14 protein-coding genes are annotated in these 13,098 nt (G+C 59.4%); 7 read left to right on the top strand and 7 right to left on the bottom strand.

The annotated features are described in order from the left end of the window. Positions 1-79: 79 nt before the first annotated feature. On the top strand, positions 80-736 hold the full coding sequence (locus ACTG1P_RS18475) for an excalibur calcium-binding domain-containing protein (protein WP_440002320.1): 657 nt from the start codon (positions 80-82) through the stop codon (positions 734-736). 199 nt (positions 737-935) lie between these two features. Next, positions 936-1,874, top strand: coding sequence for a diguanylate cyclase (locus tag ACTG1P_RS18480; RefSeq protein ID WP_440001896.1), 939 nt, complete (start codon positions 936-938; stop codon positions 1,872-1,874). Between the two features lie 94 nt (positions 1,875-1,968). Here the strand turns inward: ACTG1P_RS18480 and ACTG1P_RS18485 are convergent, their stop codons facing one another. Further along, positions 1,969-2,877, bottom strand: a complete 909-nt coding sequence (locus ACTG1P_RS18485; protein WP_440001897.1) for a LysR substrate-binding domain-containing protein — start codon at positions 2,875-2,877, stop codon at positions 1,969-1,971. A 115-nt stretch (positions 2,878-2,992) separates the two neighbouring features. Between ACTG1P_RS18485 and ACTG1P_RS18490 the strand changes: the two genes are divergently transcribed. Together ACTG1P_RS18490 and ACTG1P_RS18495 are read left to right on the top strand one after the other, a co-directional pair. Continuing rightward, complete coding sequence (locus ACTG1P_RS18490) at positions 2,993-3,238, top strand: hypothetical protein (RefSeq protein ID WP_040066840.1); 246 nt, start codon at positions 2,993-2,995, stop codon at positions 3,236-3,238. Positions 3,239-3,258: 20 nt separating this feature from the next. After that, positions 3,259-3,915 carry an HAD-IA family hydrolase gene (locus ACTG1P_RS18495; RefSeq protein WP_440002321.1) on the top strand — a complete coding sequence of 219 codons (657 nt, stop codon included), beginning with the start codon at positions 3,259-3,261 and terminating at the stop codon, positions 3,913-3,915. Between the two features lie 112 nt (positions 3,916-4,027). Here ACTG1P_RS18495 and ACTG1P_RS18500 read toward each other — a convergent pair whose 3' ends face one another. Beyond that, complete coding sequence (locus ACTG1P_RS18500) at positions 4,028-4,630, bottom strand: nitroreductase family protein (RefSeq protein ID WP_440001898.1); 603 nt, start codon at positions 4,628-4,630, stop codon at positions 4,028-4,030. Positions 4,631-4,903: 273 nt separating this feature from the next. On the opposite strand from ACTG1P_RS18500, the gene ACTG1P_RS18505 reads away from it, so the two are divergent. Next, complete coding sequence (locus ACTG1P_RS18505) at positions 4,904-6,430, top strand: diguanylate cyclase domain-containing protein (RefSeq protein WP_440001899.1); 1,527 nt, start codon at positions 4,904-4,906, stop codon at positions 6,428-6,430. A gap of 247 nt (positions 6,431-6,677) precedes the next feature. After that, the gene (locus ACTG1P_RS18510) at positions 6,678-7,160 is read left to right on the top strand and encodes a YMGG-like glycine zipper-containing protein (protein WP_123172513.1); all 483 of its coding nucleotides are present in this window, start codon (positions 6,678-6,680) and stop codon (positions 7,158-7,160) included. A 95-nt stretch (positions 7,161-7,255) separates the two neighbouring features. Here the strand turns inward: ACTG1P_RS18510 and ACTG1P_RS18515 are convergent, their stop codons facing one another. The 5 genes from ACTG1P_RS18515 to ACTG1P_RS18535 all read right to left on the bottom strand — a co-directional run bounded on the left by ACTG1P_RS18515 (position 7,256) and on the right by ACTG1P_RS18535 (position 12,216). Then, positions 7,256-8,212 carry a D-2-hydroxyacid dehydrogenase gene (locus tag ACTG1P_RS18515; RefSeq protein WP_005362328.1) on the bottom strand — a complete coding sequence of 319 codons (957 nt, stop codon included), beginning with the start codon at positions 8,210-8,212 and terminating at the stop codon, positions 7,256-7,258. 145 nt (positions 8,213-8,357) lie between these two features. Continuing rightward, positions 8,358-9,122, bottom strand: a complete 765-nt coding sequence (locus ACTG1P_RS18520) for a DUF3530 family protein (RefSeq protein ID WP_440001900.1) — start codon at positions 9,120-9,122, stop codon at positions 8,358-8,360. Positions 9,123-9,256: 134 nt separating this feature from the next. Beyond that, positions 9,257-9,823 (bottom strand): elongation factor P, encoded by a 567-nt coding sequence (gene efp, locus ACTG1P_RS18525; protein WP_005335100.1) that lies wholly within the window; start codon positions 9,821-9,823, stop codon positions 9,257-9,259. A 45-nt stretch (positions 9,824-9,868) separates the two neighbouring features. Beyond that, the gene (earP, locus tag ACTG1P_RS18530) at positions 9,869-11,077 is read right to left on the bottom strand and encodes an elongation factor P maturation arginine rhamnosyltransferase EarP (protein ID WP_440001901.1); all 1,209 of its coding nucleotides are present in this window, start codon (positions 11,075-11,077) and stop codon (positions 9,869-9,871) included. Between the two features lie 95 nt (positions 11,078-11,172). Continuing rightward, positions 11,173-12,216 (bottom strand): GMP reductase, encoded by a 1,044-nt coding sequence (locus ACTG1P_RS18535; RefSeq protein ID WP_005348017.1) that lies wholly within the window; start codon positions 12,214-12,216, stop codon positions 11,173-11,175. 381 nt (positions 12,217-12,597) lie between these two features. On the opposite strand from ACTG1P_RS18535, the gene rloA3 reads away from it, so the two are divergent. Further along, positions 12,598-13,092: a retropepsin-like aspartic peptidase RloA3 gene (rloA3, locus tag ACTG1P_RS18540; RefSeq protein WP_440001902.1), complete on the top strand. Its 495-nt coding sequence runs from the start codon at positions 12,598-12,600 to the stop codon at positions 13,090-13,092. Positions 13,093-13,098: the final 6 nt, after the last annotated feature.

The raw sequence follows: 13,098 nt of genomic DNA on the forward strand, positions 1-13,098 counted from the left end.
CTGTCGGGCCGCTGCGCTTTTGGGCAACATGATTGTCGGGCAAGATAGTGCTCACATGGATAACAACAAGGATGGACAGATGCGTTATCAGGGACGGATCGCGAGCTGGAACGAGGCGCGCGGCTTTGGATTTATTACGCCGGAGCAAAATGGCGCCGAGCAGGCAATCAATGGAGCACGCAGTGCAGGGCTGTTTGTGCACGTTACGGCGCTGCAATCAGATGGCCGCGTGCCCGAGCCGGGGGAGCGTGTCACCTATCTGATCGGCAGTGGCCAGGATGGCAAACCGAGGGCGTTACAGGTCTTTTTCCCCGATCGCCCGCTCACGTTGGCGGATGCCGTGCCGTCGGCCTCATCATCAGCGGCGCCATCGTTTCGGGCGGCAAGTCAGCCGCCACGACCCACTTCTACCAGAGAGCGGAGTAACCCCTATCGACGTCGCAAGAGCAGCTGGAGTGGCAAATTGATCCCTCTGCTGGTGCTCGTCGGCCTCTTTTCCATCTATTCCCGTTTCTCGGCCGAGTCGATGGCGCCATTGCCGGTCTCCTCTTTCAATAAGGAGGAGGTCAGCACGCCACAGGCAACGACCTTTATTCGTCAGTGTGATGGTCGGCAGCATTGCTCCCAGATGACTTCCTGCGAGGAGGCAACCTGGTTTTTGCAACATTGCCCGAACACCAAAATGGACGGAGAGGGCGATGGCATCCCCTGTGAAAATCAGTGGTGTGGTCATTAAATGTGACTTATCAGATACATATGATCATGATGTGCTCTTGTTATCCGGAACAGGGAAACTGGCCTGAAACCTTGCCGGATGATGTGCGATGATGAAATTTGGTCTCAGTTGGCCAAGTGGAAATTGGGTGCTTTACTCTATCTGCTGACTTTATTGTTAATAGATGGCGGTATGCCACTTTTGCCACAGGATGGCCATCATGGTGGATGATATACAGAGGCCGCGGAGTCACTTCTCCGAGCGGGCTCATTATCTGGCTGCGCTGCTGGATTCGCTGGAAGACCAGATATCGGTGATAGATCGGGATGGCGTGATCCATTACACCAATCTCGCCTGGGATCTGTTTGCCGAGCAAAACGGCATGCCCAAGGGATATAACTGGATTGGGGTTAATTACATGGGGGCTTGTGACGCTGAATCCGAGCCCTCTGGATTGGCTGCCGTGGAGGGGATTCTTCGGGTTATCCGTCATCAGCAGGAGAAGTTCTATCTGGAATATCCCTGCCACAGCCCCGACACCCAGCGCTGGTTTATGATGCGAGTAGCGCCGGTACCCGGGCTTGATGCCGAGTATTTTTCCATCGCCCATATCAATATCACCGAGCGCAAGCTGCTGGAGCTGGAAGTTGCCAGCCTCTCCCAACATGATCCTCTGACCGGACTGGCCAATCGGCGGCTGTTCAACAGCTTTTTGCATAACGAGTGGCGGCGCAGCATGCGTGAACATACCCCGCTCTCCCTCATCATGCTGGATCTGGATAACTTCAAGGCGTGCAATGACCATCTTGGTCATCAGATGGGGGATGGCTCCCTCCAGCTGGTGGGCCATCTTCTGCAATCATTCTGCCAGCGTCCGGCGGATCTGCCCTGCCGTTTTGGTGGTGACGAGTTTGCCCTGATCCTCGGCAATACCGATCGAGATGCGGCCCAGCGGATTGGAGAGGAGATCCGCCAGGCCATCAACGATCTCGACATTGTGGTGGCAAATAATATTCAGCTTAGCGCCAGCATTGGTATTGCCACCTACACAGCAGAGCAACTGCTGGAGGGAGAAGGGGCGTTGCTGGCCGCGGCCGATGCGGCGCTTTATTGCGCCAAGGGGTCGGGTAAAAACCGTAGTCACTGCGCCAGCTGTTGAGCCGCATTGCCGCTTTTGTCCTGCATGCGCCCCCTTGATGGGGGCGCACTGTTTTTTGACTGGTCACGGTGCTAGCCACCAGCGAGCGCTGGTTTCAGCGCTCTGGCGTGGCTGACACCGGCAGGGGATGGCTGGCGATCACCTGCCTGACGAAGTGATCCCGGATGGGGTCGGCAAAGTCCGGATTCCATACCATGCTGACCTCCCACTCGGAGCTGGGGCCTGAGAGGGGATAGAGGGTGACATCGGGCCCTGCGATAAAGCTGACGCTGCGTGGCAGGATGGCGTTGCCTATGCCAGCCGCGACCAGTGCCACCAGTGTCTGGATATCCTCGGCCTCCTGAACCATGCCGGTCAGCCGGTTGGCGCCGAGAAAACCGGCGATCTGCTGGCTGAGACCGGGGCAGCGGTGGCCCACCATCTGCAACAGCGGTTGACTGATCAGTGCCTGCTGGACGTCGAATGTGGTCGGGTCTGGCTCGGTCATCCGGGTCGGCACCGCCAGCACCAGCCGGTCGATCAGCAGTCTGTGCTCCTGCAACTGCGGCGTCTGAGGTCTGCGCATAAAGCCAAGCTGCAATTGGCCGGAGAGCAGCTGCTCCTGCTGGATGGCGGAGGGCATATCCTGCAGATGAACCATCACGTCCGTGACCTGCTGTTTGAAGCAGGCCACCAGCGCAGGGGCCAGCGCGAAACTCGACAGGCCAAACCCAATCTTGAGCCGACCGGCTACCCCGCTCGCCACAGCCAGCGCATGGCTTTCGAACTCCCGACCGTGCTCGACCAGCGCACTCGCCTGAGTGAGCAGCTGGGCGCCGAGCGCCGTCAGCTCGGCACCGTGGCGACCCCGCTTGAACAGGGTGCAGCCCAGCGCCTGCTCCAGCCCCTGGATCTGCTTGGTGAGGGCCGGTTGGGTGATAAAGAGGCGGCTGGCCGCTTCCCGGTAGTTGGCGGTGTCGGCCAGCGTCACAAACGCCTGCAGTTGCCTCAAGTCGAATTTCATTCCAATTGGTTATCCAAAGTGGCCATTTACTCATTATAAATTATCTAAACGCCCTGTTCTAATGGCGCTGAAAGGGGAGCAGAGCCCCCTTCGGTCTGGAACAAGGAGTCATATAATGTCGACCCAACGTTATCTCTTTTTGATCAAAGGCACCCTGGTGCTGGCCCAGCCGCTGGCCGCGCCTGAAACGGGGGAGCTGCTCGCCAGCCTGCTGCAACAGGGGTTTGTGGTCGGCCCGCTGCAGGTGTGGGCAGGCAGCGCAGAACAGGCGCTGGCCTGTTATGAGCGTGCCGCCCAGCAGCAGGCCTTTGCCGATGCGCTCTCTGGCTCTCTGCCCGAGCTGGCCGGGGTGCCTGTATGAGTGTCTGTATGAGTGCTGGCATGAACACGCTCACCCTGTCGGTATCCGCCCTGTTGCTCGATATGGATGGCACTCTGGTCTGCTCGACCGGCGATGTGGAGAAGGTGTGGCGGCTCTGGTGCCAGCATCATCAGCTTGCCCCAGAGCCGGTGCTGGCTATGTGCCACGGTATGCGCTCGCGTGAGGTGATCCGGGCGCTGGCCCCGCAGCTGGATGTGGAGCGGGAAGCGGCGCGGCTCGACGATCTGGAGATGGAACATACCGGCGGCGACGCCATCACAGGGGCTGGCGAGTTGCTGCGCCACTTGCCGCCACAGCATTGGGCCATCGTGACCTCCGCCAGTGAGCGGGTTGCCCACCATCGCCTGCGTTGTGCCGATTTGCCGCTGCCGGCCGTGCTGGTGGGGGCCGAAGCTGTGGTCAATGGCAAACCCGATCCCGAGCCCTATCTGCTGGGGGCTGAACGGCTTGGCGTCTCGCCCGCTCGTTGCTTGGTGTTCGAGGATGCCCCGGCCGGTATCGAGAGTGCCCTGCGTGCAGGTTGCACTGTGGTGCAGGTAGGGGGCGATGCGCCGCTCAATCCGGCGGTGGTGGCGGTGATCCGTGACTGGCGCGAGGTGAAGGTGGAGCTGGAGCTGGGGGAAGATGACTCCCTGCTGGTGACGCTGCCCGCCTGAGCGATGGAGATAAGGGGTTGTTGCCGCATAAGCGCTATGAACTATCGCCATCCGCACTCTATGTTGCAATAAAAACGCCCCCGAGATGCGGGGGCGTTTTGCTATCTGACTGTTATTTGAAGACGCGGAAACGGGTCGCGTCGTCGATAAAGGTCTTCTCTCCAGCCGGTTGCTTGATGCTGCCAAAGGGCATTTGGGCGCGCAGCAGCCAGCTGGCGGGCAGGTTCCACTCCTTGCGTACCGCCTCGTCGATCAGCGGGTTGTAGTGCTGCAGGGAGGCACCGACTTTCTCCTGCGCCAGCGTTGTCCAGACCGCAAACTGGGCGATGCCGGTGGCATGTTCCGACCAGATGGGGAAGTTGTCGGCGTAGAGGGCGAATTTTTGCTGCAGATCCTTGATGACGTCGGTGTCTTCGAAGAACAGCACGGTACCGAAGCCTGCGCGGAAGCTGCCATCCACCTTGGCCTCACTTTGGGCATAGGCCTCCGGCGGCACGATCTTTTTCAGCTCGGCTTTGACGATATCCCACAGCTTGTGGTGCTGGGCGCCAAACAGGATGACGGCACGGGAGCTCTGGGAGTTGAAGGAGGAGGGGCTGTGCTTGATGGCATCCTGGATCAGGGTCGTCAGCTGCTCCGGCGTGTGGGACACCTGGTCGCCCAGGGCATAGATGGTACGACGTGCTTTGATCTGTTCGATAAACGGACTGCTCATAACATCTCCTTGTTCTGCTTGGCGTTGCAGCCGGTGATGGGCGGTTTGTCCAGCGCCGGCCGCGTCAGGTATAGACTATAACACCCGCGATGCAGAGCGGGGTTAACCTGGGGTAACTCGCTTTTTTCCTGTCAGTTGATATTCGTTTGCGAACCTTGATGTTTTGTTAGTGTTGGAAATGTCACTCAAGGAACGTTGAAGTGATATTAATCAATGATTCATTCCCTCTTCTCTCGCACACTTCCGCTATGTTTTCCCCTGCTCGGATGTCATGTGAGCCGCTCGTATCTCAACAAGCGCTACTATGTGCTGGCCCCTCTCTCCGCACTGCTTGGTTTGCTGATCCTGATCGTGACGATCATCATGGCCATTGCCAGCTATCTGCGGGATATCGACATGACGGTATCCGGCTTCGGCCACATGGCCTCCTCGGTTGAAGCGTCCCTGATCCACGAGATGGTGAAGGTCAATGAGCGGCAACTGGCTGTGCTGGAGGCCTCGCTCGACAAGAAGAAGATCGCCCGCGGCGAGCCTGCCGATTCCCCCATCTGGGCCATTGCCCATCAGATCAAGCCTGGCAACCACTACATCTACTTTTACAACCTGAAAGCGGATCGTATCGACAGTTACCCGGAGTGGCTAGCGCCCCCCGCTTATAAGGCTGCCCTGCGTCCCTGGTATCAGGTGACCGCCTTGCCGGGCGACGAGCTCGTCTGGTTTGGCCCCTACCCTGAATACAATACCAATGAACTGATACTCAGCCTGATCAAGCGGGTGAGGGACGAACAGGGGCAGTTGCTGGGTCTGCTGATGGTCGACATGTCATTCGACTCGTTGCAGCAGGCGCTGCAGCGCACGGTCGGCAGTAATCAGGCTGCACTCTATCTTACCTTGCGCGACAGCGGTCAGCTGGTGGTGGGCAGCAATATGGATCTGCTGGCGGCCAACACCATCAAGCAGCATCAGAGTCAGCAGTGGCTCGGTCTGAATGTGTTGTGTCATGGCACTTTCCTTAAGCGCGAACTGGCGGATATTGGCTGGGATCTCAATATCTATCTGCCACCCGTGCTGTTTCGCAACAGCCTCTACGATGCGTTGCAGATGGTGGTTTTTCCACTGCTCTCTCTGTTTGCCATCTGGTGTTGCAGTTTGAGTCTGCTGGTGCGGATCTTCCGCCAGGAGCAGGAGTTGGTGTCGGGATCATTGACCGGTATCGTGCGCGATCTGGAGCGTTCAGCCCCTCTCACCGAGCCCAAGACCTGGTTCGTGCGGCGTAGCCTGAACGAGATCGATCAGGTCAGGGCCAGTTTCCTCAAGGGGCAGGATGCGCTGTTGCGGGACCCTCTGACCGGTATCATGAACCGGCGTGCCTTCGAGCAGCACAAGGCGGCACTGGAACAGAGGGGGGAGTGGTTCTGGCTGCTGCTGTTTGATGTCGATCACTTCAAGGGGATCAACGACAGCCAGGGCCATGCCTTCGGCGATCAGGTGCTGTGTCGGGTGGCCAACTGTCTTGCTGATGTGCTGGGGGTGAGTACGGTTTACCGGATAGGTGGGGATGAATTTGCCGCTCTGCTGCAACAGCCACAGGATGAGTTGGCGGAGAAACTCGGTTGTCTGCTTGAACTGGTGCGTCAGCAAGAGTGGCGTGAACACCGTGGACCGATCACCCTGAGTGCTGGTGGAGCCTGCCATTCTCCTGCTGCCGGCCCTATCTTCGAGCGGGCTGATGCAGCCCTTTATCGTAGCAAGGAGGCTGGCCGGGACTGCTGGCATTTGGCGGATGAGGCTGCTGACTGACAGCTTTTGTCCCAGCGCGGCGGGCCTGTGCCGGGACACGACAACCAGATTGTGGGTCACCCTGCCGTAATAGTTTGGCTTTTTGGTGATTTTAATCTTTAAATTCAATCGCTTGATTTTACTCTTCCATTTTTGGCAGTAGCCGTGCGGCCATTGACTGTCGCATCCCTCATTTCTGCTGGCTGGCGAACCTCGTGGCGCTTTGTATAGTGCCGCTGAATATTAATCAGGTTTGACAGGAGTACCCATGGAGATGAATTCGCGCGATCTTCGCGCACTGGCACTGCTTGGCGCCTTGCTGGCTGGCAGCACCACCGTGCATGCTTCCGAGACCCTTAATACCATTCTGGGTGGCGGCGCAGGCGGTGTGGCGGGCACCATGATCGGCAAGGAGCTGGGGGGCGATACCGGTGCGCTGGTGGGGGCTGCGTTGGGCGGCGCTGCAGGTGGCGCGGCGACAGCCAACAAGGGCAACAAGAATGAAGCGGCCCTTGGCGGCGCGGTGGGGGCGCTGGGTGGTGCCGCCATCGGCAAGAGTGTCGGTGGCGATACCGGTCAGCTGATCGGCGCCGGGGTCGGCGGGGCGAGCGGTTCGGCCATCGGTGCCAAGACCGGCGATGGCCACAAGAGCCAGGATCGCTATTACGATGATGACGACGATCATCACCATCACAAGCACCACAAGAAGTACAAAAAGCATAAGAAGCACAGATGGCACGACGATGATTGATGTGCGCGCAGTGAGTGCGGAAGATGCAAAACGGGGCTGTTGGCCCCGTTTTGCATGGTGTGGTCACTCGATTTTGCGGTTACTCGCTCGTGCGGTTACACCAGCCGGTGCTGGCGGCGACCGGCGGCAAAGGCGTTGATGTTGTCGATCAGCTGATCGGCGAGGCGCTGCATCGACTCCTCGCTGGCCCAGGCCACATGGGGGGTCAGAATGAAGTGGGGGTATTGCAGCGCCTTCATCAAGGGATGGTCGGGGGGCGGGGGTTCGACGCTCGCCACATCGAAACCGGCACCGCCGAGGCGGCCATTGGCCAGCGCTTGCAGCAGCGCCTCCTCATCCACCAGTCCGCCACGGCCGACGTTGATCAGCAGGGCTCCCGGTTTCATCAGATCCAGCTCCCGCTCGCCAATCAGGTTGCGGGTGTAGGGGGTGAGCGGGCAGTGCAGGCTGATGACGTCCGAGCTTTGCAGCAACTCGTCGAGGGGCAAGCGATCCTCGTCGTGGCTGGCGCCGACCTGACTCTGGGCGTAACGCACCGTCATCCCCATCCCTTTAGCCCGCTCGCCAAGCGCCTGACCGAGTGTCCCCTTGCCGATGATGCCCAGCTGCTTGCCGTGCAGATCCATGATGTTGTGGTCGAAGAAGCAGAACTGGCCGCTCTGTTGCCAGCGCCCCTCCAGCAGCGACTGGCGCCAGCAGAAGAGGTTGCGGGACAGGGCCAGCATCAGTGCCATAGCGTGCTCCGGCACCGAAGGGCCCGAGTAGTTGCGGATGTTGCACACCCCGACGTTGGCGGCGCGGCACGCTTCCAGATCCACGTTGTCACTGCCGGTGGCGGCCAGGGCGATGAGTTTGAGTTCAGGCAGCTGGGCCAGTTCGGCGGCGCCGATCCGTACTTTGTTGATGATGGCGATGCTGGCATCTTTGAGCCGCTCCACCACCTGTTCCGGGGTAGTACTTGGATAACTCTGCCAGTGGTGGGGAAAGTCGGGGTGATGCAGGGTGATGCCTGCATCCAGGGTATCGCTGTCGAGAAACACAATCTGCTGCATGGACCTTCCTGCTATTGTTCAGGTTCGAGGAGCCATGATGCCAAACAGGATGCAGTCCGGGCCAGCTTGTCGCTGTGCCAGAGCGGCGCTTTATCCGGCAGATGTGAGCTGGCGCGCGCTTTGCTGCGCCGTGGTGGTGACCGGTTTAGAGCCAGCCCAGATGGTTGAGCCAGCCCTGAATGCGGGTGGGGGTCTCCTCCAGCTCCATCAGGGCGTAGGGGCGATAGTTGAGCTTGTTGCTGCGCCGGCTCTCGCTTTTGCGGGCCTCGGCGGCCAGCAGGGGCCAGCGACCGCCATCTTCCTGATAGAGATCCAGGGTGGGGATGGCCGCCTGCGCCACCTGTTTGGCCAGGGTCTGGTTGCTCTGCTGATTGGGGAAGAAGCCATCGAGCAACACCAGCGCGTCGGGGGCGGGCAACTGTTCGCTGGCGATGAGGTTGGCAGTCCAGGCTGCGCCTGTGCCTTGCGCCAGGATCAGCTTGAAGCCCCCCTCCTGCAGCTTGGCATCGGCCAGCTTGCTGATCCGCTCGGCAAACTGTTTGCGAAATGTATCGCTGTTTTTCGCTTTTTTCTCGGCGGCTGGGTCCAGTTCGGTCTGCTGGGGGGAGGGCAGCAGCAGCAGGGTATCAAAGCCCAGTTGGCCGATGGCGCGAGTCAGTTGCCAGAGCTGGCCGCTGCGCTGCCAGTCGGGCAGTAAAATGGCGAGCCCCAGATAGTTTTCACTGTCGTGTTTGGCGAACAACACCGTCTGCTTGTCGATTTGGGTAGCATCGGGCAACCCTTTCCAGTCGCTCGCTTGCCAGTGGTCGAGGGGCATTGGCTCGGCAACGGGGGGCGCGACCTCGCTCGCCTGCGCGACATGGCCAGCCAGCAAGGTCAATAACAGCAGTGATAAGGATAATCTGGCCATAGTGTGCTCCCCCGGTTATCTGGGTTAGCGGCGGCGGCCGGATTTTCTGAAGGCAGGCGGTGCGATGGCAACTCGCAAGCAATAAAAAAGCGAGCCGGAGGCTCGCTTTTTTGCAATCAATTCAACGTGGTCAATTAGTTGACGCGACGCTTGAATTCACCGGTGCGGGTATCGATTTCGATCTTGTCACCGATCTCTACGAAAGCGGCAACAGCCAGCTCGTAGGTAGTGCCTTTCAGACGGGCAGGCTTGGTCACTTTACCGGAGGTGTCGCCACGGGCAGCCGGTTCGGTGTACTCAACTTCGCGCACGATGGTGGTCGGCAGTTCTACGGAGATGGCTTTCTCGTTGTAGAAAGTCACTTCACACAGATCTTCCATGCCGTCTACCAGGTAGTTCAGCACGTCACCCAGGTTGTCTTTCTCTACGTCGTACTGGTTGTACTCGGTGTCCATAAAGACATACAGGGGATCGGAGAAGTAGGAGTAGGTGCACTCTTTACGCTCCAGCTGAACAACGTCCAGCTTGTCGTCGGCCTTGAAGACAGTCTCGGTGGCGCTGCCGTTCAGCAGGCCTTTCAGCTTCATTTTGACCACGGCGGAGTTACGGCCGGATTTGTTGAATTCAGCCTTCTGGACCACCATCGGCTCGGTGCCGATCATGACTACGTTACCAGCGCGGATTTCCTGTGCGGTTTTCATGTAAAAAATTCCTGTTCGTGAAACGGACGGATAAAAACTGCCAGATTATATACGGCTTTCTAAAAATTTCACCAACCTCGTGACGAGATCCCCGTCCCGGAGCAACTTCTGTGACCAGCTTCGCCCATGTTGCTGCCAAATGGCGCTATATCGGGGCCATTGGGCCCAAAGTTCGCCGCAATCTTCGCCACGGTTGAGAGCCAGATTAAAGCGGCGCAGCCATTGGCAGCACTCGGCGGGTAGATCGGATAAGTAGTGGTCAAGGAACTGCTCCAGCTTGACCAGATGGGCTTCCTCCTCCTGCTGGTAGATGTGCCAGAGGAAAGGACGGGCGGCCCACTGGGCCCGCACGAAGGAGTCCTCCCCGCGCACCAGATTGAGATCGCAGCTCCACAGCAGTCGATCGTAACCGGCCTGATCGGTCATCGGCAGCAACTTGATGGTGAGGTTGCCCGAGTGGAGCAGATCCCCCGCTTTGGCTGCAGGGATGGCATCAGTCAGACCGGCACCGGTGAGCACATCGTTGAGAGAGCGCCCCAGCGGCAGCAGTAGGGTGACGGGCGTGGCGCTATGGCACCAGCTCTCGACCAGACTCTTCAGCGCATCGCTCTCGTAGGTAAAGAGGCTGACCCGCAGCTCGTGCTCTTGTTTTGGCGGCAAACCAAGGCTGGCCCAGTAGGCTGCCAGTCCCGCATCATCTTGCTGCCACTGCTCCCGTTCGGCGATGAGGTCGTGCTCGCACAAAAGGCCACCGGTTTTAGCGGTAAAGCCCGGGAAGAAGAAGTATTTGTTGAGGCTCTGGTTGCCCACCCGCTGGGGCGAGGCGAGGCCGTGGCAATCCTCGACCCAGCTCTCCGCCGAGAGGTACTCCAGATTGATCCAGCATGGGGGGCTGGGTTGGCTCGCCATCTGCTCGGCCATTCGTTCAATGAAGGGGGCGGGCAGCTCGCAGGCAAAGGCTTCGATCACTACCCTGGCCGGTGTCATGTCGGTCGGCAGGGTCTCATGCCAGTGCTGGATATAGATCCCATCGACCCACTGGCCATCCTGCGCCGGGTCGAGCCCCGGACAGATGCGGGCAAAGCTTGTCAGATCGTCCACCCAGAGCCGCACCTGAACCTCATTGCTAGGTGCCGCAATATTCCCCTCCCGTTTTAGCTGGCGGGCGAGTCGCCAGGTGACGCCGATGTCACCGAAGTTGTCGACGACGCAGCAGAAGATGTCCCAGTCAAACGGGGGCAGGGGAGTGGTCATGGCTCGGGGTTCCAGATGCAAAAAAACCGGTGCGCAGGGTAGCACACCGGTTGACTGGCTTCTAACCGTCAGCGCGTGACGGTCGCTGCGGCAGGTTACTCCTTGCCGTAGACGTTGTTCTCTTGCTCACGCACCCGGATAAAGGTGGTGCGCTTGGTGAGCTCTTTCAGCTGGCTGGCACCCACGTAGGTACAGGTGGAGCGCACGCCGCCCAGAATGTCGCGCACGGCGTTCTCGACCGGGCCGCGGTAGGGCAGCAGTACGGTTTTTCCCTCGGAGGCGCGGTATTCCGCGACGCCGCCGGCGTGTTTGTCCATGGCGCTGGAGGAGCTCATGCCGTAGAACTTCATGAAGGGTTCGCCGTCTACATCGACGATCTCGCCACCGCACTCTTCGTGGGCTGCCAGCATGCCGCCCAGCATGACGAAGTCGGCGCCGCCGCCGAAGGCTTTGGCGACGTCGCCCGGGCAGGTGCAGCCGCCATCACCGACGATCTGGCCGCCGAGGCCGTGGGCCGCATCGGCACACTCGATGATGGCAGAGAGCTGCGGGTAGCCGACGCCGGTCTTGACGCGAGTGGTACAGACCGACCCCGGGCCAATACCGACCTTGACGATGTCGGCGCCGGAGAGGATCAGCTCTTCGACCATCTCGCCGGTGACCACGTTGCCCGCCAGAATGACGTGGTTGGGGCAGGCTTCACGAATCTTGCGCACGAACTCGACAAAGTGCTCGGAGTAGCCGTTGGCCACGTCGACACAGATGAAGCGCAGCGCTTCGGACATGGCGAGGATTTGGCGGGTCTTGGCGAAATCTTCAGCCGAGGTGCCGGTGGAGACCATCACATGGCCTAGCAGCGCCGGATCGGTCTCGTTGACGAAAGCTTGCCACTGCTCAAGGCTGTAGTGCTTGTGTACCGCGGTCATCATCTCGAAACCGGCCAGCGTGCGCGCCATGGCAAAGCTGCCGACGGTATCCATGTTGGCGGCGATAACGGGTACGCCTTGCCATTGGGTCTGAGTGTGTTTGAAGGTGAACTGACGGGTCAGGCTTACTTGGGAACGGCTCTTGAGAGTAGAGCGCTTGGGGCGGAACAGGACATCCTTGAAACCGAGCTTCAAGTCTTCTTCGATACGCATTACAAATTCCTTATTGAGCCTTGTTGAAAGTCACTTTTGCAGTGGCAAATTTTCGGCAGGCGCAAAAAAACCGGTGGTTTTCAGGCCCTCCGGTTTACAACAGTGTAGGCAAAAATCCCTTCAGAACAAGACTGATAATTCGCTCATTGTTGTGGTAGCCTTTGGCGTCACAACCTGAGGTTGGCCACAAGCTTCATCCAGCACCGTTCGGTGCCTTGCTCTCCTTCGATATTCCCGCCCGTTTGGGCCGTCGTTCGGCCACCCCTTGTCGTCTCTCTCCTGACCCGCCAGATATTATCCAAGTAGCTGAAATAAATCGGATTGACCCACAATAGGACTGTGGTAGATCTGGGCGCAGGATTGACAAGGCAGGGTAGTAAAATGGGCAAGATGATGGTGGGGATCACCCTGATGCTGACACTGTGTGGCAGTGCGCTGGCCGAGACCCCGACCAGCTATGGCTGGATCGAGAAGGGACTTATTTTGCCCACCGGCGTGGCGGTGAAGATGAAACTCGACACCGGGGCGCTCACCTCTTCCCTCGATGCACGCGCCATCACCAGATTCAAACGGGATGGCAAGCCCTGGGTGCGCTTCATGCTGGTGGTGACCGATGCCGACAGCGGCAAACTGGTCAAGCAGCAGTTCGAGCGGCGGGTCGAGCGCAGCGTGACGGTGCGCGGGGCGGGCGGTATGGAGCATCGACCAACGGTGACCATGTCCATCTGTCTGGGGGACAAGGTGTATGAGGAGTGGTTTACCCTAGGGGATCGCAGCAAGATGATCTATCCGGTGCTGCTGGGCCGACGTCTGCTGGCGGAGCTGGGCCCGGTGGACTCCAGTCGAACCTTTACCGTGCAGCCAGATTGTGATTGAAAGTAA

This window comes from Aeromonas sp. 11P (assembly GCF_051920165.1).
GTDB classification, from domain to species: Bacteria; Pseudomonadota; Gammaproteobacteria; order Enterobacterales; family Aeromonadaceae; genus Aeromonas; species Aeromonas veronii.

What these genes read in the sequence shown, in the direction of transcription:
- ACTG1P_RS18475 (WP_440002320.1), top strand. Translation starts at nt 80, where the DNA reads ATGCGTTATCAGGGACGGATCGCGAGCTGGAACGAGGCGCGCGGCTTT.
- ACTG1P_RS18480 (WP_440001896.1), top strand. Translation starts at nt 936, where the DNA reads ATGGTGGATGATATACAGAGGCCGCGGAGTCACTTCTCCGAGCGGGCT.
- ACTG1P_RS18485 (WP_440001897.1), bottom strand. Translation starts at nt 2,877, where the DNA reads ATGAAATTCGACTTGAGGCAACTGCAGGCGTTTGTGACGCTGGCCGAC.
- ACTG1P_RS18490 (WP_040066840.1), top strand. Translation starts at nt 2,993, where the DNA reads ATGTCGACCCAACGTTATCTCTTTTTGATCAAAGGCACCCTGGTGCTG.
- ACTG1P_RS18495 (WP_440002321.1), top strand. Translation starts at nt 3,259, where the DNA reads ATGAACACGCTCACCCTGTCGGTATCCGCCCTGTTGCTCGATATGGAT.
- ACTG1P_RS18500 (WP_440001898.1), bottom strand. Translation starts at nt 4,630, where the DNA reads ATGAGCAGTCCGTTTATCGAACAGATCAAAGCACGTCGTACCATCTAT.
- ACTG1P_RS18510 (WP_123172513.1), top strand. Translation starts at nt 6,678, where the DNA reads ATGGAGATGAATTCGCGCGATCTTCGCGCACTGGCACTGCTTGGCGCC.
- ACTG1P_RS18515 (WP_005362328.1), bottom strand. Translation starts at nt 8,212, where the DNA reads ATGCAGCAGATTGTGTTTCTCGACAGCGATACCCTGGATGCAGGCATC.
- ACTG1P_RS18520 (WP_440001900.1), bottom strand. Translation starts at nt 9,122, where the DNA reads ATGGCCAGATTATCCTTATCACTGCTGTTATTGACCTTGCTGGCTGGC.
- efp (WP_005335100.1), bottom strand. Translation starts at nt 9,823, where the DNA reads ATGAAAACCGCACAGGAAATCCGCGCTGGTAACGTAGTCATGATCGGC.
- earP (WP_440001901.1), bottom strand. Translation starts at nt 11,077, where the DNA reads ATGACCACTCCCCTGCCCCCGTTTGACTGGGACATCTTCTGCTGCGTC.
- ACTG1P_RS18535 (WP_005348017.1), bottom strand. Translation starts at nt 12,216, where the DNA reads ATGCGTATCGAAGAAGACTTGAAGCTCGGTTTCAAGGATGTCCTGTTC.
- rloA3 (WP_440001902.1), top strand. Translation starts at nt 12,598, where the DNA reads ATGGGCAAGATGATGGTGGGGATCACCCTGATGCTGACACTGTGTGGC.